This window comes from Exiguobacterium sp. KKT215 (genome assembly GCF_055635335.1).
In genome coordinates this window covers 760776-780206 of sequence record NZ_CM145756.1, presented here as the reverse complement: position 1 = coordinate 780206, position 19431 = coordinate 760776, and the positions used below count along the sequence as shown (strand labels likewise).

The 19431-nt window shown below is 53.8% G+C and carries 24 protein-coding genes; 5 read left to right on the top strand and 19 right to left on the bottom strand.

Going from position 1 to position 19431, the window contains the following annotated elements:
* Positions 1 to 179 precede the first annotated feature (179 nt).
* Entirely contained in the window at positions 180 to 668 is a 489-nt protein-coding gene (locus ACZ2GZ_RS04115) for a hypothetical protein (protein WP_029594986.1), read from the top strand.
* Here the strand turns inward: ACZ2GZ_RS04115 and ACZ2GZ_RS04110 are convergent.
* Together ACZ2GZ_RS04110 and ACZ2GZ_RS04105 are read right to left on the bottom strand one after the other, a co-directional pair.
* Entirely contained in the window at positions 665 to 1264 is a 600-nt protein-coding gene (locus ACZ2GZ_RS04110; protein WP_214714108.1) for an alpha/beta hydrolase, read from the bottom strand. The genes ACZ2GZ_RS04115 and ACZ2GZ_RS04110 overlap by 4 nt on opposite strands.
* Positions 1261 to 2205, bottom strand: coding sequence for a ring-cleaving dioxygenase (locus ACZ2GZ_RS04105; protein ID WP_214714110.1), 945 nt, complete (start codon positions 2203 to 2205; stop codon positions 1261 to 1263). Before ACZ2GZ_RS04105 ends, ACZ2GZ_RS04110 begins: the two co-directional genes overlap by 4 nt.
* A 117-nt stretch (positions 2206 to 2322) precedes the next feature.
* On the opposite strand from ACZ2GZ_RS04105, the gene ACZ2GZ_RS04100 reads away from it, so the two are divergent.
* The 3 genes from ACZ2GZ_RS04100 (at position 2323) to ACZ2GZ_RS04090 (ending at position 4885) form a co-directional block, all read left to right on the top strand.
* On the top strand, positions 2323 to 3213 hold the full coding sequence (locus ACZ2GZ_RS04100) for an ABC transporter ATP-binding protein (protein ID WP_214714112.1): 891 nt from the start codon (positions 2323 to 2325) through the stop codon (positions 3211 to 3213).
* Positions 3203 to 4396, top strand: coding sequence for an ABC transporter permease (locus ACZ2GZ_RS04095; RefSeq protein ID WP_214714114.1), 1194 nt, complete (start codon positions 3203 to 3205; stop codon positions 4394 to 4396). The genes ACZ2GZ_RS04100 and ACZ2GZ_RS04095 overlap by 11 nt, the downstream gene beginning before the upstream one ends.
* A 63-nt stretch (positions 4397 to 4459) precedes the next feature.
* Positions 4460 to 4885, top strand: coding sequence for a hypothetical protein (locus ACZ2GZ_RS04090; RefSeq protein WP_214714116.1), 426 nt, complete (start codon positions 4460 to 4462; stop codon positions 4883 to 4885).
* Positions 4886 to 4949: 64 nt separating this feature from the next.
* Here ACZ2GZ_RS04090 and ACZ2GZ_RS04085 read toward each other — a convergent pair whose 3' ends face one another.
* Together ACZ2GZ_RS04085 and ACZ2GZ_RS04080 are read right to left on the bottom strand one after the other, a co-directional pair.
* Positions 4950 to 5549, bottom strand: a complete 600-nt coding sequence (locus tag ACZ2GZ_RS04085) for a helix-turn-helix domain-containing protein (protein WP_029594983.1) — start codon at positions 5547 to 5549, stop codon at positions 4950 to 4952.
* A gap of 86 nt (positions 5550 to 5635) precedes the next feature.
* Entirely contained in the window at positions 5636 to 6136 is a 501-nt protein-coding gene (locus ACZ2GZ_RS04080; RefSeq protein ID WP_029594982.1) for a PTS sugar transporter subunit IIA, read from the bottom strand.
* A 206-nt stretch (positions 6137 to 6342) separates the two neighbouring features.
* On the opposite strand from ACZ2GZ_RS04080, the gene ACZ2GZ_RS04075 reads away from it, so the two are divergent.
* On the top strand, positions 6343 to 8037 hold the full coding sequence (locus ACZ2GZ_RS04075; RefSeq protein ID WP_214714118.1) for a M3 family oligoendopeptidase: 1695 nt from the start codon (positions 6343 to 6345) through the stop codon (positions 8035 to 8037).
* 106 nt (positions 8038 to 8143) lie between these two features.
* Here the strand turns inward: ACZ2GZ_RS04075 and ACZ2GZ_RS04070 are convergent, their stop codons facing one another.
* From ACZ2GZ_RS04070 to ACZ2GZ_RS04000, 15 genes are all read right to left on the bottom strand, one after another.
* Complete coding sequence (locus tag ACZ2GZ_RS04070; RefSeq protein WP_029594980.1) at positions 8144 to 9034, bottom strand: aldo/keto reductase; 891 nt, start codon at positions 9032 to 9034, stop codon at positions 8144 to 8146.
* Positions 9031 to 9534 (bottom strand): hypothetical protein, encoded by a 504-nt coding sequence (locus ACZ2GZ_RS04065; RefSeq protein ID WP_029594979.1) that lies wholly within the window; start codon positions 9532 to 9534, stop codon positions 9031 to 9033. Before ACZ2GZ_RS04065 ends, ACZ2GZ_RS04070 begins: the two co-directional genes overlap by 4 nt.
* Positions 9535 to 9871: 337 nt before the next feature.
* Positions 9872 to 10606, bottom strand: coding sequence for a pentapeptide repeat-containing protein (locus tag ACZ2GZ_RS04060; protein ID WP_198922691.1), 735 nt, complete (start codon positions 10604 to 10606; stop codon positions 9872 to 9874).
* A 195-nt stretch (positions 10607 to 10801) separates the two neighbouring features.
* Positions 10802 to 12055, bottom strand: a complete 1254-nt coding sequence (locus ACZ2GZ_RS04055; protein ID WP_470295572.1) for a hypothetical protein — start codon at positions 12053 to 12055, stop codon at positions 10802 to 10804.
* A gap of 76 nt (positions 12056 to 12131) precedes the next feature.
* A complete protein-coding gene (locus tag ACZ2GZ_RS04050) occupies positions 12132 to 12560 on the bottom strand; it encodes a CBS domain-containing protein (protein WP_021066516.1) in 429 nt (142 codons plus the stop codon).
* Between the two features lie 390 nt (positions 12561 to 12950).
* The gene (locus ACZ2GZ_RS04045; protein ID WP_029594976.1) at positions 12951 to 13751 is read right to left on the bottom strand and encodes an alpha/beta fold hydrolase; all 801 of its coding nucleotides are present in this window, start codon (positions 13749 to 13751) and stop codon (positions 12951 to 12953) included.
* A gap of 85 nt (positions 13752 to 13836) precedes the next feature.
* Positions 13837 to 14949, bottom strand: a complete 1113-nt coding sequence (locus tag ACZ2GZ_RS04040) for a M14 family metallopeptidase (RefSeq protein WP_029594975.1) — start codon at positions 14947 to 14949, stop codon at positions 13837 to 13839.
* 87 nt (positions 14950 to 15036) lie between these two features.
* Positions 15037 to 15438 carry a hypothetical protein gene (locus tag ACZ2GZ_RS04035; protein WP_029594974.1) on the bottom strand — a complete coding sequence of 134 codons (402 nt, stop codon included), beginning with the start codon at positions 15436 to 15438 and terminating at the stop codon, positions 15037 to 15039.
* 110 nt (positions 15439 to 15548) lie between these two features.
* Positions 15549 to 16019 (bottom strand): flavodoxin family protein, encoded by a 471-nt coding sequence (locus tag ACZ2GZ_RS04030; RefSeq protein ID WP_241764575.1) that lies wholly within the window; start codon positions 16017 to 16019, stop codon positions 15549 to 15551.
* An 83-nt stretch (positions 16020 to 16102) separates the two neighbouring features.
* On the bottom strand, positions 16103 to 16531 hold the full coding sequence (locus ACZ2GZ_RS04025) for a hypothetical protein (protein WP_029594972.1): 429 nt from the start codon (positions 16529 to 16531) through the stop codon (positions 16103 to 16105).
* Positions 16528 to 17178 (bottom strand): SIMPL domain-containing protein, encoded by a 651-nt coding sequence (locus ACZ2GZ_RS04020; RefSeq protein WP_029594971.1) that lies wholly within the window; start codon positions 17176 to 17178, stop codon positions 16528 to 16530. Before ACZ2GZ_RS04020 ends, ACZ2GZ_RS04025 begins: the two co-directional genes overlap by 4 nt.
* A gap of 151 nt (positions 17179 to 17329) precedes the next feature.
* A complete protein-coding gene (locus ACZ2GZ_RS04015) occupies positions 17330 to 17503 on the bottom strand; it encodes a hypothetical protein (protein WP_158001040.1) in 174 nt (57 codons plus the stop codon).
* A gap of 33 nt (positions 17504 to 17536) precedes the next feature.
* A complete protein-coding gene (locus ACZ2GZ_RS04010) occupies positions 17537 to 18271 on the bottom strand; it encodes a hypothetical protein (RefSeq protein ID WP_029594970.1) in 735 nt (244 codons plus the stop codon).
* The gene (locus ACZ2GZ_RS04005; RefSeq protein ID WP_029594969.1) at positions 18268 to 18813 is read right to left on the bottom strand and encodes an RNA polymerase sigma factor; all 546 of its coding nucleotides are present in this window, start codon (positions 18811 to 18813) and stop codon (positions 18268 to 18270) included. The genes ACZ2GZ_RS04010 and ACZ2GZ_RS04005 overlap by 4 nt, the downstream gene beginning before the upstream one ends.
* 57 nt (positions 18814 to 18870) lie before the next feature.
* On the bottom strand, positions 18871 to 19380 hold the full coding sequence (locus tag ACZ2GZ_RS04000; RefSeq protein WP_029594968.1) for a HEAT repeat domain-containing protein: 510 nt from the start codon (positions 19378 to 19380) through the stop codon (positions 18871 to 18873).
* Positions 19381 to 19431 lie beyond the last annotated feature (51 nt).

The following is a 19431-nucleotide window of genomic DNA, read 5'->3' as shown; positions in this document are numbered from 1 at the left end:
AAAAAAATGATGACTTCACTGTCATCATTCCCCGGATTTGCCCTCTGCAAGCCGAAACGTCAAGAAATCTTCAAGCTAGAGCACGTTTCGCGCGTATTCAAATAGACGAGAGTGGGTACAGTATAGTATAGTAGTCTTACTAAATAATCAGAATATTCTAATAAAAGGAGGTGTGGAGAATGGCTTCCGTCATCCGTAACCGTCATCATATGGTGCATGACCCGAAACGTTCATTCTCTAACTTCGGATTTTGGTGGTTCACCGGCGCCTTTTCCGTCGGACTGCTCATCGTCGCCTTCGAACCCATCCGGGAACGATTTACCGCCATCCATCCGATTCTGTCTGCCCTGTCGTTCGTGTTCATCTCGTTCTTCATCGGTGTCGCCATGAAGCTCGCCCGGGACGTCTGGTGGCTTAATTATCTGCTTGAGCGCACATCGAACCGGTATATGTACATCGGCGCGGATACGCTCCGCGGTTGGCAGTACACGCTTGACTCCATCTGGTTATTGACCCGCACGTCACAAAAAAAGCTCGGCCGATTGTATATCCAAATCGACCGAACCGTTCGTTCTGAAGAGGCGAAACGTCTGTTCGCCGCCTATTTGATTGATCGAGGTGTGCTCGTCGTCTATTCGAGACCACCGAAACCGAAGAAGATGGCTTAACCGAGGAACGGTTCTAGCCATGCCCGAGCTGCCTCGACTTCTTCCATGCGCAGCTCGTGCCCACCTCCGTGATAGAAGAGTTCGACGTCCGCTCCGGCAACCCGTAGCGTCGACGTGAGCTCTTCTGTTTCTGTTTTCGGGCAAATCGGGTCACGTTCTCCGGCCGAGATAAACACGTTCGCACCAGCGAGGTCCGGCAGCGTGAGCGAGCGGTCCGGGACCATCGGGTGGAATAAGAGCGACGCGTGGAATGCGTTTTGTCGGTACAGCGCCGAGCCGATCAAGTTGGCGCCGTTCGAATAACCGAGCGGAATCATCTTGTCCCGGTCGATGCCGTACTCTGTCGTGGCGTCATCCAAGAACGTCAAGAACCGTTCCGTCTGTTTCTTCAAGTCCTCGAGGTCGAGTACGCCTTCCGCGTGACGGCGGAAGAAACGGGACATGCCGTTCTCGAGGACGTCACCGCGCAGCGTCAAAATGTTTGCCTCCGGGGCGAGGATTCGAGCGAGCGGAATCAAGTCCTGTTCCGTCCCTCCTGTGCCGTGCAATAAAACGAGTGTCGTCTCGGTCGTACCTTTGATGAATTGATGAATCATGTCATGTCTCCTCTCGGTATTGTAATCGTCGGTAACGTGCGGGTGATCGTCTCACGGTCTTGTTCGAACCAAGCCGGGAGCTTGAGCGTCGAGCCGAGGCCCTCCAAGCTCTCATCGACCAAAAAGCCAGGGGCATCGGTCGCCAGTTCATGCAAAATTCGGCCGCCGTCATGGAAATAGACCGAGCGGAAATAATGACGCTCTTTCACTTCGGTCGGCCGCAGCCCGAGCTCGAAGATGGCGTCTTGCCACGAGGCGTAGTCTTCCCCGTCGTTGATGCGCCAGGCGATATGATGGACCGTTCCCGAACCAGGTACCCCGTTCGGCAGGATGCTCTTTTTCACGTCGATGACGTTGCCGTAGTCGGCCGCCGCCTCGAGCCGAATCCACTCCGAATCTTCCCCTACCGTCTCAAAACCAAACAGTCCGGTCAACAGGCGAACCGTCGCTTCTGGGTCTTTCGACAACAGCGTCGCCCCCGCGAAGCCGGTGATCGCCTCGCTTGACGTCACACCCGGCACGACCCAACTCGTCTGTTTCGAACTTTTCCGGGCGACAAGCTCGACGACGAGTCCGTCCGGGTCTTCAAACAAGAGTGACGGTTCACCGAATCGTTCGGTCGCGACCGTTCCAACGCCATGGTCGTTCAATCGTTTCTCCCAGAACAAGAGGCTGCCTGCTGGCACGAGATAGGCCGTGACACCGACCTGTCCGCTGCCGACGCTGCCCTTGCCGATCCCTGGGATCGGGAAGAACGTGATGACCGTCCCTGGTGAGCCTTGCTCGTCCCCGAAATAGAGGTGGTATGTGCCCGGGTCGTCGAAGTTGACCGTCTGTTTAACGAATCGAAGTCCGAGGACATTCCCGTAAAAATCGATGGTGCGTTGTGGGTCTTTCACCATCGCTGAAATGTGATGGATGCCCGCTGATTGCTTTGTCATGTCATGTCCTCCTTATTATTATCTTGATTTCAAGATAAATCATTTTCGAAGAAATGTGAAACTTTTTGCTCAGCATGGCGTACGCTAATAGTAGACACTTATAAGGAGGTACATATGATGACGTTACAAATCGATCGTGTCTCGAAACAATTCGGCGACTTCACGGCCGTCGATGACTTGAGCTTCCACGTCCCGAAAGGTGAGATGTTCGGCCTGCTCGGGGCGAACGGCGCCGGGAAGACGACGACGTTCCGCATGATTCTCGATATCCTCAAACCGAGTGCCGGAACGATTACGTGGGATGGCCGCAACGTCGACCATCGCATCGTCGGCTATCTGCCGGAAGAACGAGGCCTGTATCCAAAGTCACCCGTTCGTGACCAGCTCGTCTTCTTAGCAAGCTTGAAAGGCATGCGGCAGGCCGAGGCGAAACGAGCCGTCAAGACGTGGCTCGAACGGCTCGAAATCCCGCAGTATGAAACGATGCGCGTCGAACAACTGTCCAAAGGGAACCAACAAAAGATTCAACTCGTGGCCGCCCTGCTCCACAACCCGGAGCTGCTCATTCTCGATGAACCGTTCAGCGGACTCGACCCGGTCAACGTCGAGATTTTAAAGCGTGAAGTGCTCGCCCTCCGTGACGCCGGGACGACAATCGTCTTCTCGAGCCATCGGATGGAGCACGTCGAGGAGTTGTGCCAACATATCGGCATCTTGAAAGGTGGACGTGCCGTCGTCAGCGGCGACGTACCTACAATCAAGACACGCTATGAGGAGCCGGTACTGTTCATTGAAACCGATCGACCGGACCTGCTGCAAGCCCTCCCGGTCGTCCGGGCGGTCGAGCCATATAAAGATGGCCACTTCGTCCGCCTCGACTCGTTCGACGACAGCGACGCGGTGCTCGGTGCCCTCGTGGTGAACGGGGCCGCCATCAAGACGTTCATGCGCCAGCCCGTTTCATTAAACGACATCTTCATCAAGGAGGTCGGCCAACATGTTTCATAACTTCGGACCACTCTACTCGTTCACGTTACGCTCGAAACTGCGCTCGAAGGCGTTCCTCATCTCGACGCTGTTGACAATCCTGTTCATCTTCGGTTTTACGAACATCGACCGCTTGCTCGCGAACTTCGAGGACACTGACCAGGCGCAAGCCATCCTCGTCACCGACAATAACGAACTGACGACGCTCATGCAGTCTCTCGGCTATGAAGATATCGAGTCGGCGTCCATCAGCGAGTCCGAGGCACGTGCCGGGCTCGATAACGGGGACTATGAGATCGTCGCCTTCATCGAAGAGGACTCGGCCCGCGTCCTCTCGGAACGGCCGGAACCGGATTTCACGACGGTACTACAGACGGCGCTGCGGGAAGTCCGGAACGCCGAGCTGATTGAGGCGTCGAACATCGACCCAACCGTCCTCGCGGCGTTGAATGAACCCGTGACGGTCGAGGAATCGTATCTCGGCCGCGGCGGAGAAAACTCGGACGAGCTGTTCTCGTCGTTCGCCTTCGTCTACGTCATGCTCATGTTGCTCTACATCTCAATCATCACGTACGGATCGATGATCTCGACCGAGGTCACGACCGAGAAATCGTCGCGTGTCATGGAGCTCATCATCTCGACGACACATCCGGTGACGCACATGCTCGCTAAAATCTCGGCTATCGGGACGCTCGCCCTGCTCCAAATCGCCATCTTCCTCGGCTTCGGTTACTTCAGCGCTCGTAGCAACGAGATGGCCCAGTCCGTCATCGACAACGCCGGCAACGTCCGCGCCGTCGTCTATCTGTTGACTTTCTTCACGCTCGGCTACCTGCTCTATGCGGCCATGTTCGCCGTGCTCGGATCGCTCGTCAGCCGGGTCGAGGAGTCGCAACAGATGACGATGCCAGTTATCATGCTGCTCGTCGCCGGGTTCCTCGCCGCTATGTTCGGCTTGAACAATCCGGAGGCTCCGATCGTCACAATCCTGTCGTACGTGCCGTTCTTCACGCCGATGCTCATGTTCCTTCGCGTCATGCTCGTCGACGTGCCTGTGTGGGAAGTCGCGTTATCGATTGGCATCATGATCGCCACGATCGGTGTGATTTTGTGGGTCGGCTCGAAATTTTATCGCGGCGGTGTCTTGTTCTACGGCAACAATGCGATTAAACAATGGCGACAAATATTACAGAATCGACAATAACGTTTACAGCATTTTCGTTTTCGTATACTCTAAAGAATGTGCAAAATGAGGAGGAAACGAACTATGCGATCACGATTACTCGCAGCTTTAATCTTTACTTTCATGACGACGCTCACGACGTTCATCTGTTATACCGTCTTCTTGGACGCCGATGCGCTGTGGCAAGTCTTGCTCGCATACGCAGGAAGCACGTTCCTCGGGACGCTCGCTTTTTGGTATCCGGTCAGCCGTCGTCCGGAGACGTCCCGTTTCGGCGGCGCGTGGATCGGCATCTTGATCACGGCGACGACGCTCATCGGATTCACCGCGATCCGCTTCAGCGTTCGTGGTGACGCCGCGTCCTTACTCGACTGGCAGACGATGCTCGCGAGCCTCGCCTACACGTTCGGTTACGTCGGTTGGGTGCTCACGATTCTCAATATCGTGCTCGGCTTCCTACTTGCCGGGACACGACCGAAAGTACGCTACGACGCGCGCATGGCGCGTTAACAGAAAACAGCCGTTCCTCGGAGCGGCTGTTTTTGTATGCAAAAACCGTGGTCTCCCACGGCTGTCACTGCAATTTATACGATTTAGCGATGACCCCGAACTCCGTGTATTGGAACGAGTTGTCGACGAACTGGTCCGGTACGAGCTGCTCGATATAGCGAGCGAACGGAACAATCCGTTGCGTCGGTTCGTGCGAGCGGCCTAGGTCGAGCACAGCATCGACGAGCGCCTCGAGCGCTTGATGTGACGTCGGTTCCTCGTCTTCGGCAAAGATGCGACGGAGTTCTTCCTCGTGCATCAAGTCGAAGATGCGCATGCGCGCCTCGAGCTGACGTTGCATGTCCTCGGTCGACTTGCCGTGCATCGCCTCATCGTAGGCGAGCTTCATCTGTTCGAGCTCCGGGACCGTTCCTTTCATGAGCACTTTGAGCGACTCACCCGTCCAAATATGGCGGGCCAAATAGTTCGCGTCGATCTTGAGCGCCTCGGCGAGCGCCTCTATGTAAGGCATCGTCGGGTAGACTTCACTCAGCTCGGTCCGGCGAATAAAGTACGGGGCGACGCCGATGCGGTCGGCGAGTGCCTCGACCGAGATGCCGGCCCGCTCACGTAAAATTCGAATCCGATCCCCATACCCCCGATACGGTGCGTTCTTTCCATCCATGTGTCTCTCCCCCTCTCTTCTTAGTATAGTTCCCGAATCCATAAAAAAATACTCAGAAGCGTATGCCTCCGAGTAAAATGTGCAACTTATTTTTTCGTCAATTCGACGACTTCTGAAGAACCGGCTGTGACCGTGTCGCCTTCAGCAACGAGTTTGTTGACGCCAAAGCTGTCGTGGTTCGTGATGATCACTGGTGTGATCGTCGACGGCGCGTTCGCTTTGATGAAGTCGAGGTCGAATGTGACGAGCGTGTCGCCAGCTTTAACCGCTTGACCTTCTGTCACGTGCGTTTCGAAGCCTTCACCTTTAAGGTTGACCGTGTCGAGACCGATGTGAATCAAGTACTCGGCACCGTTGTCAGCGTTGATCCCAATCGCGTGTTTTGTCGGGAAGACAGTCGCGATTGTACCGTTGACCGGCGAAACGACTTTACCATCTGTCGGTTCGACGGCGATACCGTCACCCATCATTTTTTGCGAGAACACTTGGTCAGGAACGTTTGTGATGTCAATGACCTTCCCTGTAAGCGGTGAAACCGCGTTAAGTTGTTCTTCTTTACCACCGAATAGTTTTTTAAAGAATCCCATAGCTTAATCCCTCCAACATGTTCTGTTAATCAAAGTCTTAGCTTTTATACCCGAAAAGCTTCCTCTTCAATCCCTACCCTAGAAACGGTATAGTTGTAATAAGGTAGTGCGAATTCGTTTACACATCGTAAGAATACGAGTGTGCAACCGCTTTTGCAAGCCCTTTTTACACTTTATAAAAATTTCACACGATGGAGGCGCTTACAATGACGACTTTCACAAAATTGTCATATGAACGGCCCAATTTGGAGGCTCTAAACAGCCGATTGTCGGACTATTCAGTCGAATTGCAACAAGCCAGCACACTCGAGGAAGCGAACGAATTGATTCGCCAAATCAACCAGGAACGGAACGAATTCGAGACGCAAAGTCAGCTCGTCTCGATCCGCCACTCGATCGACACGCGCGATGCGTTCTACGAGGCCGAGCAGACGTTTTTTGACGATGCCTTGCCGGTGTACGAGAAAGAAGTACAAGCGTATTATCGCGTCTTGACCGAGCACGACCTCCGCAGCCAACTCGAACAGGAATGGGGCAGCCAGTTATTCGAACTCGCCGAGCGCGCGCTCAAGACGTTCGAAGAGTCGCTCATCCCGAAACTACAGGAAGAGAACCGATTGACGACCGCTTATCAGAAGGTCATGTCGGCGGCCCAAATCGAATTCGATGGCAAGACGCTCAACTTGTCCCAGTTCGGCCCGTATCTGCAATCTCCTGACCGTTCAGTTCGAAAAGCGGCGTCCGAGGCCCGTTATACATATCTCGCCGACAACGGCGACGAACTCGACCGCATTTATGGTGAACTCGTACGCGTCCGGACCGACATCGCTCACACGCTCGGCTTCCCGTCGTTCGTTGAGCTCGGTTACGCCCGGATGCAACGTGTCGGCTATGACGAGTCAAACGTCGACAACTTCCGCAAGCAAGTGCGCGACATCATCGTCCCGCTCGCGACGACGTTAAAAGAGAAGCAGGCGAAACGGATCGGTGTCGACACGCTCACGTACTACGACGAGTCGTTCGTCTTCCCGGACGGCAACGCGACACCGAAAGGCGACGAGGCGTTTATCATCGAGGGCGGGAACACGATGTACCGCGAACTCTCGAAAGAGACGGACGAGTTCTTCCAGTTCATGCAACAGCGCGGCGCTCTCGATCTTACGGCGAAACCGGGCAAGTCCGGTGGCGGGTACTGCACGTACCTCCCGTCAGAAGGTCTCCCGTTCATCTTCTCGAACTTCAACGGGACGGCCGGCGACATCGACGTGCTCACACATGAGGTCGGTCACGCCTTCCAAGTGTACGAGAGCCGTCATTTGACGACGCCAGAATACGCGTTCCCGACATACGAGGCGTGCGAGATTCACTCGATGTCGATGGAATTCTTCTGCTGGCCGTGGATGGAGCTATTCTTCGGCGACCAAGTCGACAAGTACAAGTTCAATCACTTGGCCGGAAGCATCACATTCTTGCCATACGGCGTCCTCGTCGATGAGTTCCAGCACGTCGTCTACCGCAACCCAGAAATGACGGCCGCTGAGCGTCGCCAGGCATGGCGTGACCTTGAAAAAGTGTACCTCCCGCACCGTGACTATGAGACGAACGGTTATCTCGAGTCAGGAGCTTGGTGGCACCAACAAGGGCACATCTTCCAAAGCCCGTTCTACTATATCGACTACACGCTCGCGCAAGTGTGTGCCTTCCAGTTCTGGGTGCGCATGCATGAAGACCGTGAAGCAGCGTGGAGCGATTACCTCACGCTCTGCCAAGCCGGCGGCAGCCGCTCGTTCCTCGAGCTCGTCGAGTTGGCCGGACTCAAGTCGCCGTTTGAGGACGGCGTGTTGAAACAGACGATTGGACAGATTGAAGACTACCTGTTGAAGCATCCGTTAGCGAACTAAAACGAACCCACTCACGTCAGTGTGAGTGGGTTTTCTCGTGCTTGCTTAGGAATACATTCAGATGAAGGCGCAACAACAGTTGAGCCAGTGAGCTCGCCTGTGGTCTTCAAATCACATCTAACGGTTCTTTCCCACTCGGTGGCGGGAACGCCTCGTCGAGCGCATTGAAGTCATCCTCGCTCAGGTTGAGAAGCATCGCCGCGCCGTTCTCTTCGACGTGGGCTTTCTGCCCTGCTTTCGGGATGGCGATGACGTTGCCACTCCGCACTGTCCACGCGAGCAAGGTTTGGGCCGGTGTCGCACTGTACGCTTTGGCGATCTGGTTTACCGTCTCATCGTTGAAGACTTTCTCTTTCACATCGCTTCCTTCGGCGAGTGGGGCGTAAGCCATCATCGGGATGCCTTGCTCCTGTAAAAATGGCAACAAGTCGTATTCGACGCCGCGGCTGCCGAGATGATACAGCACTTGGTTGACGGCGCAATGTTTCCCGTTCGGCAAGGCGAGCAACTCCTTCATATCGTCGACATCAAAGTTCGACACGCCCCACGCCCGGATCTTCCCGTCCGCCTTCAACTGTTCGAGCCCATCGACCGTCTCCTCGAGCGGGATGTTCCCGCGCCAATGGAGCAAATAGAGGTCGAGATAATCGGTACCTAGCCGTTCGAGCGTGGCGTCACACGCCTGGACCAGTTTGTCGCCCCCGGCGTTATGTGGATACACTTTCGACACGAGGAACACGTCTTCCCGCCGGTCTTGGATTGCTTCGCCGACGAGCGCCTCCGATTTTCCTTCCCCGTACATCTCCGCCGTATCGATGACGTGTAATCCGCAGTCGAGTCCCGTCCGGAGTGCCTCGATCTCGGCATCCCGTTTCGATTCGTCTTCCCCCATGCGCCACGTGCCTTGCCCAAGGACTCTCATTTCACGGCCGTCCGGCAGTTCAGCCACGTGTTGTTTCAGTGCCGCCAAAATCAATGTGTGTGGTATGCGGTTCATGCCATCTCCTCCTTCGTCCATTGTTCATGTAACGGTCCGGTCGTCCCGAAAACAGGATCGGTCGCCGGTTTGTCGACTCGTTCGATGCGTAGGATATTGTCCGGTCGTTCTCCCGGTTTCCCGGTCAACGTATCGTAGTCGCGCCCGTCCGGATACGCACCGACGATGGCGAAGTCTGCACTCGCCTCGAGACGGCGATGTCCCGTCCCGGCCGGTAAAATCAAGACGTCTCCCATTTCAAGTGAAACGAGGTCTCCCGTCGCACCGCCGAGTTGGACCGTCGCCCGGCCCGACTTCACGCCCAGCACTTCATGCGTATTACTGTGGTAGTGATGGTAATCGAACACGCCGTTCACCCAGCTGTTCCCCCAGCCGTTATGTTCAAACGTCGCCTGCATGCCGTCCGTCTCGTCGAACACGCCCCGATATAACAGCACCGGAAAATCTGGATTGTTCGGAATCGAGCCGTCATCTTCAAATCGATATGTCAACATATCCATAGTTGCCCCCTCCTTTGTCTCTTGAGACTGTACCCGACATAAGGCAACAAAAAACGGCTGCTCGGCACGAGCAACCGTTTCGTCAGGAGATCACGTCTTCCCCAGGCACACATCATATCCAAAATCGGTTGGAAGTATTATCCCAGTCCCCATTTTCCCAGCAACAAGTGCTCAGTGATTGGCACGATTCAGGTCAGACTCAATGTCAATTTGGGGTATGACCCAGACGAGGTCATCGAGGAGCTTGGTGAATATGTGCTCCCCCATTTCCCACCGCTTTCGTAATACTCATGTACTCAAAAAAGACGACTTTCCTACATGGAAGTCGTCTCTTGCGTTACAGCCAGTGGCTCGGTCGCGTGTAAACGGGTGCCAGTCTTGTCTGCCGGTCCCCTTTCATCGCGTTCACTTGCATCTGTGTCAAAAACAGACTATCAGTCAACGTTGCTCCTCGCACGTCCAAATCTCGCACGTCTGCCCCCATGAAATCGACATAGGACAGGTCTTTCCCACGTAAGTTAGCACCAATCAACAAGGCGCCTCGATAACACGTGCCTCTCACGTCACGCTGACTCACGTTTCGTCCAATCAAATCGGCCCGATCTTGCTCGTGTCGTGACGTCAACGTCAGGCCGTCCTGTTTCAATCCTTCCGCACGTATGTGCTGACTGAGTCGGACGAACAACGGGCGGACTTGTTGTCGGAATGCCATCAGCGCCGTCCCGGTCAACTGTTCAGGCGGCAACTCACGGAAAGCCAGTAGCTCTTCCAATAACGTCTCGAGTAACCGAGCATCGTGCTCAGGGATCTCCCGGGTCAGGATGTCAGTGATGTAGAGCAACAGCTCATGGACTTGGCTCATGATTGGCACCGTCGCGAACATGCGCGTCCCATCGACCTCCCCCTCCCGCCAGCTTCGTCCGTGAAACGTCACTTGTGACACGAACTGCCCGGCCCCGAGACAGTCGTACACCGTACATCCTTTGAAGCCCCGCTCACGCAGTTCGGAATGGATGTTGCAGGCATACGAATCTGCCAAATGGACACACGGCTGTCCTGCGGGTTTATCCATGGGGAAATCCTCAGATTTCAAGTAGTGGAACGCCACACAACAGAGACCGAAACAATTCGCACAATCCGGTTTGAGCGATTCACGCAGCATATGCAGATCGGGCATCGCCATTCATTGTCACTCCTTCATTGTATGTCTTGACTCTATACGTACAAGTATAAGGAATGTCCCTATTTTTCCATAGCCTTTATTCAATCAATCAAGTTTGCCTTCATCCTTTTCCCCATAAAGCAGTTGCTCCCTCGTTCGCCTTTTCTGCTCTGCCTCGGATATTTCTTCGTAAAGCGCAATCACAGCATCGAACGAACTTTCGACGTCGATGCGTTGTTCCAATAGGTGATCAACATAGAATCCGTGACGCAAATTTTCGAGATGGAGTTCCGCTGTTTGATGGAACATCATCTCAAACTGTTCTTTTGCTCTTTGAATCTCGTCATGCGGTTTCCGATCCGTTAAAAGCCGCTGGTCAAAAGGGTCTGTTGAATGAATGAGCTCGTCCCACGCTTCCGGTGACAGTCTGGCTTTCCAATAATCATAGCCCGATTCAAAGCGTTGCAACGGTCGACCTGATGGAAACGATTTTTCGGCATAAGCTTCGTACAGTTTTCGCCAATGCTCGAAAAACCAATTGATCAACGCCATGTCCCAATCCATGAACATTTCTGATTTGTCATGCTCGACGAATTGGACCCTTCCGCCTTGATACGTCACCTCATAACGAATCGTCCCTTGAATGGACTCGTCGCGATAAAACATGTCATGGCGATACCTCATATCATCTAATTCGAGATCTGCCGGTTTCTCATACGCTTCGAGTGCACTCGCAAGTGATTGGACCGCTCCTGTCGTCACATCGGTGAACGTCACTTCAATCCGCTCGATAGTTAGGGGTGTCTCGGTGATTCCTTCGTTGTAACAGACGGCCAAGACGAGCGGCCGTAAGCTCTCCGTCGACTCGGGAATGACAATCCATTCATGCAGCAGCGGGTCATGGTAATACCCCTCTTTGATCAATGCTTTTGTGTTGAGGGCATCATTTTCAATAATCTTATATAGAAGAATATCGAGGTCTTGAATTTCACCGTATGGGATCATCCCATAGAAGTTCTCTTCTATCTCGTCACCCGACCGGAAGTCCCGACCACTGCGCCACTCCACGACAAAACGCCATCGTTCGATGAGCCACCATACCCACTCACCGCCGTTCATACCGGTTTGCCATTCATTCCGTTCATGGGCGACCCACTCGTCTTTATCGTACGAGACGGACTGAGAGGTCCCGTCTTGGTAGCGGACCTGATAGGTGAAGATGCCATGTAACGTGTCTTGATGAAGCAAAGAATAGGCGGACTCATTCATAAACAGCATGAAATCGATGAAGTTCACCGCTTCCTCAGACCCTGCCTCTTGAAACCATAGTTCAATCGATTCAATGACTCGCGCTTCCATCTATAGCTCGCCTCCCCGTTGCTTGTACTCACACATACAAAAACCAACCTGCTTTCACACAGGTTGGTCCGTTCGTTCAGTTCACTTTATTCTCGAGCTGTTGCAACTTCGTCGAGTAGTACTCGATGATGTCGCGGCGCCGGATGATACCGATGAAATACTTCCCGTCATCGACGACCGGCACGAAGTTTTGATCCGTGATCGCATCGACGAGCTCCTCGATTTGCGCCGTGATGGCGACCGGCTTATACCGTACGCGTTGCTTGATATCTTTCAACCGTGTCCGGAGCACTTTTTCGTAGTCTTCTTCCCCGCGAAGCTGTTCGGCGAGTGCCCAGAGCAAATCCCCTTCCGTCATCGTCCCGGCGTAAAAGCCGTTCTCGGATACGAGCGGCACCGAGGTGAAGCGATGATGCTTCATCTTCTCGAGCGCTTGACGCACCGTCGATTCCGGGTCTAGATATTTGACGTCTTCTTTCGGATATAAAAAGAAAGCGATATTCATGTACAATCTCTCCTCAATCTAAAAATCCACCTCTTCATTGTACCATGTATTAGGGTCTAGTCAGCACAAATTGACCATCTAATCTGCATCTGTTCTGTCAAAAGGAGGTTCATTTCATTTTTCTGATGAAGCGTTTCCAGACAAGCTATTCGCATTGTGTGACAACACACAAACAGGCACGGCCCGGAGCGGCTTCTACAAAGCCAATCTTGACCGTGATTCAAACCTCTTGTCTCACATATATTGTTGACCAATCTAAACGGAATCACCCGAAACGGCTTCACTGTAGCTATACCCGACTAGAAGTCATTCTAGCCTCAAAAACCGTAACAAACATGCTACAGATGGCCATCAAAAAAAGCCTAGGAACGTCCTAGGCTTGTCACACACTCAAATAAATTCGAGCAACGTCTTGTTGAACTTGGCCATCTCGTCGAGGACGGTACCGTGACCGCTCTCCTCGAACCGCTCGATGCGGGAGTTCGGGATCCCTTTTTCCATCTCGAGCGCGAACTCGAACGGACAAATCTTGTCATGCACGCCATGGATGATAAGCGTCTCGACATTGACTTTCGGCAAGTCTTCGCGCAAATCTTCATCTCGGAGTGCTTTCGCCGAAGCGATTGTCCCGTGACTCGACGCGACGAGCGACAGATGATGGAACCAGTTTTGCATCGGTTTCGAATGTTCTTTCTCGAAGAAAATCTCACCGAACCCTTCGAGCATCTTCGGTCGGTCTTTCAACGTGTCTTCAATCAACGCATCGACCTCAGCTTGCGTCATACCGTACGGATAGTCCGGACGTTGCGTGAACACCGGTGCCGCAGCACCTGACAGGACAAGTTTCTTCAACCCGTCATCCGGGAAGTCGACGGCGTAACGGATGGCGATTGCCCCACCCATCGAGAAGCCGACGAGCGTGAAATCTTTGATGCCAAGACCGTCAACGACCATGTGCACGTCCGACGCCATCGTCGCATAGTCATAACCTGTCGCCGGTGCATCCGACTTGCCGTAGCCACGATAGTCGATCCCGACGTAACGGTAGCCTGCTTCGAGCAACGCATTCTTTTGATACTCGAACATGTTGTTGTTTGCCGGCCAGCCGTGCAAGAATACGACGGCATCGCCTGTCCCGACGTCTTCCACGTAAATGCTCGTTCCATCATGTGCTGTAATATAGTTCCCCATTGGTCAAACCCCCAGTTGGATTGTTGAGCGGCGTGCGTGTTTGCCCACAACCCACTTTTTCCCGTTTGACCGAAGTGGAAACCTGTCAACTGTCGCGCCAGAGCGATTCGGCTTTCAAGACATGCTCAATCGCCGCCGCTCCTTCGCGTAATACGGACGTCCGCCACGACTCATCTTCCGGATAAAACATGGCCATGAATTCTTTTCGAATGCCGTTGCGGGCTTCCGGGTCTTTCGTTCCTTCAAAGTAGAGCCGGTTCTCGAGAATAATCGTCAAAAACTCGCGAATCGTCGCTTTCGTCGACGTCCCGAATGTCCCGAACTCGAACAACGCCGAGACGAGTTGTTTGCCCGGATAGTGCGTGTCCCGTACGTAATAAAAATGGTTCGTCGAGTCTCCGAGGACGTCGGTCGGGTCATACGTCTGGATATTTTTCAATCCGTATGTCCGCTTCAGTTCGTCCGCATCACGCCCGTCCCGTTCACTGATGACCATCGTCACCTCGTTCGTCGGACCGAGCGCCGTGTGCCAATCCATGTGGATGACGCGGTCGTAGCGGTCGAGCAAATCGTGCTGAAACTCCTTTAAAAAGATGGCGGACGGTTCATCTGACTCGCCGCCGTAATAGACACCTTTCGGGAACTGATACTGTCCCATGCCTTTCGCCTCGGTCATCGCGTCAAACCCGTCGAGCTTGATACCAGAACCGAGGAACGAGTAGATATGTTCGCGCGATTCATGGTAGTCATCGATGACGCCGTCCGGGACAAACAAGTGCCGCATGACTTCATACTCTTTATTGACGTTACGCGGGAGTGATTCCCGGTCGATGACATAGTTTCGGTTCAAGTCGACGTTATGTTCATTGACGCGGCGGAAGTGTTTCATTCCCCACGGATTGACGGCATGGATGAGACAGATGCCGGTCGACTCGTGCCGAAGGTTTTCAAGTTGCGTCTCGACGAACTGGTGTGTCACGGCGGCCCCGGCGTACCCTTCGATGCCGTGCTCCCCGACTGTCATGAGAAGCACCGCTTCGCGTGATCCCGCAGGTTCACCGATGATGACATCAATCGTATCCTCGCCGATTGAGTGGGACATCACGCGGGCCGTCGGATAATAGGGTTTGACGCGGTCGAGCAGGGCGAGAAACTTCTCACGCGACTCTTCGTATGATGATGAAAAATACTGACTCATAGTGACTCCCTCCATTCTAATCTTCTGTATCCCATTCCCATTCCTGGCCAGACTAAAAACGCCCCCTTGAGGAGACGTTTTCTACGCTTAGTGGGCACCGGCCTTCGTGCCCCGGTTCTGACGGCGGAACTCGAACAAATAGACGAGCGGTGCGAGTAGGACCGCTCCGAACACCCAATACGCGCCCGGAGACACGAACAGCGTCTCGAACGCCCGGAAAAACCAGGCGACGAGCGAGAAGCCGACGACAAGTTCGGCCGTCCAGATGACGCCACGACGCACGGCGAGCATGAGCGTGTTCGTTTTTTGGAAGAGGGCTGCGAGAAAGGCAATCAAAAAGGCCGGGAAGCTACTGAGCCAAAGCATCCGATTCATCGTCGACTCGGCAAAATACGTGTTTCCGAGCGATACCGTGATCACATAATGCGCAACGAGCACCAACAAGACGACAATCCAACCCATGAGGACGTCACGTTCCCATTTTTTCATCATTCTCCCTCCGTTCCATACAAAAGAGCTACCCTTATATTTACCCGTTTTGCGAACGCTTCGGACAATTCCGCGTCAAAAAAGACGCGTCCCATAAGGAACACGCCAGATTATTTGTCCATCAAGTGACGAGCCCATTCGGTCGCCCGCTCGAGCTCTCCGTCTTTGAGTGGACCTTCTTTATCAAGGACGATGAACGATTCTTTCAACACCGGTTCTGCTCCTTTGTCCAACAAGAGCTGCTCGATCCGGGTCGAGGCGTGGCCGAACCATTTGACGATTTTACCGACGAAAAAGCCTTGGTCTTCTTCAGCCATGCTCGTATCAAACGCCGCAGCACGGATGCCTCGGAGCGCATGATCCGACAGGCCGTCTAAAAAGGTTTTCACGTCCTCAGTCTCGCGCCCGCCATGCGTCGGCGAACCAACGATGAACAAATCAAGGTTGGCGAGGTCGCCGTATCCGACGTGGCTGATCTGCATGATGTCGACGCGGTGTAAGTCGCCGAACCCGTCCTTGATGGCATATGCGACTTTTTCGGTACACCCGTACATCGAGTCAAAGATGATGAGGATTTTCATAGGGAATCCCTCCATTACACGAAAACACGACACGTCTACAGTTGACTGTTCCCTTAATGAACCGAACCTCATCATGGATTCATTTAATTTTCATGTCTTTTCTTCACACGTATAGACACAAAGACGATCACACCGACAGCAAGCGCCCCATACGCCACCTTATCCAAATGGTCACGCATGCTGAACGGAGCGTCATGCCGATACTCGGCCCGCTTCCACCCAGCCTCGTCCTCGACCGCGAGCACGTCCTCAATCGCTTCCCCGTTCACTTTCCGATAGGTCGTCCCGATCGGATACATGTTCGAGGCGTCCCCGTGATAGCTGCCGTCCATATCGTCGGCCATCGTCCTCACTTCACCGACGACCTCACCTAAGTCGCCCTCCAATACGGCGACATCCATCACCTCATACACCCGTCCGTCCAACACGACGAACGCATACGCCCACGACAAAGCTTGGGCCGACAAGGAGATGGATAGAAACAATAGCACCAATCCGATGACACGTCTCATCGAATCGCCCACACGAACGTCGCCGAGTCGCTCAAGTCAATCTCGTCCGGTTCGAGTTCCGGCATCGCCGCCTCCGAGAAGAGCACCTCGTCATGAAGTGTGAGACGCGTCGGCGAATAAAGATGGAGCTCGCCCCACGTATAGTCGATTTGAAGCAAATCGCCTAGCGTCGCCCCGGCCCCTTTCGCCAACAGTTCGGCCCGATGGCGCGCGTTCGCCGCCGCGCTCGCGAGCAGTTCATCTTGAACCGAATCCGCATCCTTGATCGTGAACGAGATGGACAGCTTCGGTTCGGCTAACGAGTTGCTGACGTGTTCGATGACCGCGGACAACTGTTTCGTATCGAGCGGAAACTCGAGCTTCGTCTTCTGCTGACAGACGTAACCCCGGAACCGAGACTTGTAGTTGCCTTGTTTGTCGCGGTAGCTCTCATAGTCGGTGTCGATCGAGAAGTCGGTCGTTTTGAGCGCTGCCTTCTCGAATCCGGCCTGCTCGACTGCCTTTTGCAGCCGCGTGACGGCGAGTGCCGCCCCGTTCATCGTCTCCTCATAGCGGACAGCTCGTGACGTTAAATCCATTCTCACGACAATCAAATCAGGCTTGGCCGATACTTTCCCTGTGCCTTTCACGGTGATGGTGCGGTCCATATGATTTCCCCCTTCTGAGTTTAAAATCATGTGATTTTTTAGACCAATTGATGGAGCCTCATTCGTGTAAGTAAGTTTCAGCTTTAATCTTCATAGAATTCATCAATCTCCCATCATCGGTGAGGTTGATTATTTTTACGCTTTTCACTTCTCACGCCCGAGTTGTCAATGACACCACGAGTCCGATGAGATAGCCGAGTGCTGTTCCTGTCGCAATCCCATACACCAATTCAAATCCGAGTAGGAGCGAACTGATGATGCCAATCCCCGCTCCAAACACTAGTCCGAGTCCTACACCCGACGCTCGCCAACTCTGTTCTGTCATCGTAGTCTCCCCTCTCCTATATATCCCTTCCCGTTAACGGAACCGGTCCATCATGAACGCCTCTACGTCATCGAGTGTTTCAGCCCCACGTAGCGACGGATAGGCGTCTCGACTGAAGACGAGCCCTTCGTCCGTGTTCAGGAACATGTATCGCTCACCGTCCGGAAAGCCGTAATCACTCACATCCATGACTTGAAGCGTGGCCCCGTTTTGTGACCAGACGTGGGAAGTGTCATGCAGTCTCGGCATAAAAATCCCTTCCATGCCGAGGCGAAGCTCGGAGATGATGTCCGCATCCGACTGAAGCACTTTCGAACCGACACCTGCAACGGTGAGTACTTTCATCTCACTCCCCGGCTCAACCTCGCCCCGATAGACGTCTGTCACGCCGATCGTCACGATCGACTGATATTCCTCTTGTCCGTTGAAATCGAGCTCGATGTGGTCAATCTGTTTGACGACGCCTCGCACCACGACAGGCTCCCATTTCGAGAACAGTTCATCTTCACTCATCTCGATCAGGTTTGCCGACGACATCCCGACATCGATGTCCTTTTCATCGATATACGCGACCGACATATTGCTCGAGCTGTCCGACAGCGGGATCTGTTCTTTAAACCCATCCCATGTCACGGCAAAGAGTGTGACGGCAGCGACAGCGATGAGATCGCCCATCCAACGCCTATGTCTCCGTTTCTCTCCCTCGACTTCCATCGATTCCTCGACGAAACGGTCATCGACGTCCCCCATCAAACGTGTGAGCCTCATAGCGCCACCCCTTCCGCTTCGAGTACTTGCTTCAAGTCGTTCCGTGTCCGAAGCAGCACCATTTTCACCTTGCTCTCGCTCACGTTGCGTATCTTCACGATATCCTTGATCGACTGAAAGTGAAAGTAACGCCCCATGAAAATCTGCCGGGTCTCTTGCGGCAACTGGGCCAAAAAGTCGTTCAACAACTCGACGATTTCCGAATCGGTCGCGGCGGAGGCGGCGAGACAGTGCTCGAGCTCGCTCGCGATAAGCGGGACTTGCCCCGCTCCACGCTTCTTGGCGTTCGCTTTCTCATACTTGTGGAGCGCGACGTTCCGGACCAGCTTTGCCAAGTAGGCAGCGAACCGCGCTGGACGTGTCGGCGGAATTGCTTGCCACGCCTTCATGTACGTGTCATTGACGCACTCGTCCGCGTCCTCCCGGCTATGCAAAATGTTATAGGAAATCGTATGACAATAGCCGCCGTACTTTTGCGCCGTCGCCTCAATCGCTCGCTCGGAACGCCTCCAATACAAATCGATAATCGCTTGATCGTCCAATCGAATCCCCCTCTCGATGTACTTACATCTTTATAGACCGGAAATGAAGTCCATCGGTCACAACTTCTTTAATAGTTTTTTTGAGCGGCTCTTCACGGCTGGACTCCCCGTCTCGAATTGCGATTCGAGCAAGGTTTTCAGGTCGTCACGGAAGCGTGAATGCTCGGCGCTCAAGTCGAAGATCGCCTGCAAGGAGTTGACGATGACGATGGCGCTAGTCTCCGTAGCAATCCAATCGGTGAGCATATGAACGACGTCGGCCGCCTCGTCTTCCGTCCACATCAGCCGTGGCATGAGTTGCGCCAAGTGCCACCTCACTTCTTGTTGAGTGGCACGATGTAACTGTTGGAACAAGGACGCTTGATGCGCTTGAAGCAACTTTGGATGACGGCGTGTCACTTTCTCCATCGCGTCTGCGCTCCGCATCCGAACGACGGGACGGTCATCGGTCAAGCCGGTCATCAATTCGTTGAATCGGTCCGGGTCGTTCCCGACGTAGGCGACGACCTCATCGACGTGGCCGACCGAGCGCAAATCTCCGCCACTCAATACTTCTCGGATGTCCATTCTCCCACCTCTTTTCTCATTCTTAGTTTACAAAAAAGGGACTCAGTAGAC

Bases quoted from the DNA above. Each gene is read 5' to 3' on its own strand.
- ACZ2GZ_RS04075 (WP_214714118.1), top strand. From the start codon at position 6,343: ATGACGACTTTCACAAAATTGTCATATGAACGGCCCAATTTGGAGGCT.
- ACZ2GZ_RS04025 (WP_029594972.1), bottom strand. From the start codon at position 16,531: ATGAGACGTGTCATCGGATTGGTGCTATTGTTTCTATCCATCTCCTTG.
- ACZ2GZ_RS04110 (WP_214714108.1), bottom strand. From the start codon at position 1,264: ATGATTCATCAATTCATCAAAGGTACGACCGAGACGACACTCGTTTTA.
- ACZ2GZ_RS04030 (WP_241764575.1), bottom strand. From the start codon at position 16,019: ATGAAAATCCTCATCATCTTTGACTCGATGTACGGGTGTACCGAAAAA.
- ACZ2GZ_RS04100 (WP_214714112.1), top strand. From the start codon at position 2,323: ATGACGTTACAAATCGATCGTGTCTCGAAACAATTCGGCGACTTCACG.
- ACZ2GZ_RS04105 (WP_214714110.1), bottom strand. From the start codon at position 2,205: ATGACAAAGCAATCAGCGGGCATCCATCACATTTCAGCGATGGTGAAA.
- ACZ2GZ_RS04020 (WP_029594971.1), bottom strand. From the start codon at position 17,178: ATGGACCGCACCATCACCGTGAAAGGCACAGGGAAAGTATCGGCCAAG.
- ACZ2GZ_RS04095 (WP_214714114.1), top strand. From the start codon at position 3,203: ATGTTTCATAACTTCGGACCACTCTACTCGTTCACGTTACGCTCGAAA.
- ACZ2GZ_RS04065 (WP_029594979.1), bottom strand. From the start codon at position 9,534: ATGGATATGTTGACATATCGATTTGAAGATGACGGCTCGATTCCGAAC.
- ACZ2GZ_RS04000 (WP_029594968.1), bottom strand. From the start codon at position 19,380: ATGGACATCCGAGAAGTATTGAGTGGCGGAGATTTGCGCTCGGTCGGC.
- ACZ2GZ_RS04060 (WP_198922691.1), bottom strand. From the start codon at position 10,606: ATGGATAAACCCGCAGGACAGCCGTGTGTCCATTTGGCAGATTCGTAT.
- ACZ2GZ_RS04085 (WP_029594983.1), bottom strand. From the start codon at position 5,549: ATGGATGGAAAGAACGCACCGTATCGGGGGTATGGGGATCGGATTCGA.
- ACZ2GZ_RS04055 (WP_470295572.1), bottom strand. From the start codon at position 12,055: ATGGAAGCGCGAGTCATTGAATCGATTGAACTATGGTTTCAAGAGGCA.
- ACZ2GZ_RS04050 (WP_021066516.1), bottom strand. From the start codon at position 12,560: ATGAATATCGCTTTCTTTTTATATCCGAAAGAAGACGTCAAATATCTA.
- ACZ2GZ_RS04070 (WP_029594980.1), bottom strand. From the start codon at position 9,034: ATGAACCGCATACCACACACATTGATTTTGGCGGCACTGAAACAACAC.
- ACZ2GZ_RS04040 (WP_029594975.1), bottom strand. From the start codon at position 14,949: ATGAGTCAGTATTTTTCATCATCATACGAAGAGTCGCGTGAGAAGTTT.
- ACZ2GZ_RS04035 (WP_029594974.1), bottom strand. From the start codon at position 15,438: ATGAAAAAATGGGAACGTGACGTCCTCATGGGTTGGATTGTCGTCTTG.
- ACZ2GZ_RS04015 (WP_158001040.1), bottom strand. From the start codon at position 17,503: ATGACAGAACAGAGTTGGCGAGCGTCGGGTGTAGGACTCGGACTAGTG.
- ACZ2GZ_RS04010 (WP_029594970.1), bottom strand. From the start codon at position 18,271: ATGAGGCTCACACGTTTGATGGGGGACGTCGATGACCGTTTCGTCGAG.
- ACZ2GZ_RS04080 (WP_029594982.1), bottom strand. From the start codon at position 6,136: ATGGGATTCTTTAAAAAACTATTCGGTGGTAAAGAAGAACAACTTAAC.
- ACZ2GZ_RS04045 (WP_029594976.1), bottom strand. From the start codon at position 13,751: ATGGGGAACTATATTACAGCACATGATGGAACGAGCATTTACGTGGAA.
- ACZ2GZ_RS04090 (WP_214714116.1), top strand. From the start codon at position 4,460: ATGCGATCACGATTACTCGCAGCTTTAATCTTTACTTTCATGACGACG.
- ACZ2GZ_RS04115 (WP_029594986.1), top strand. From the start codon at position 180: ATGGCTTCCGTCATCCGTAACCGTCATCATATGGTGCATGACCCGAAA.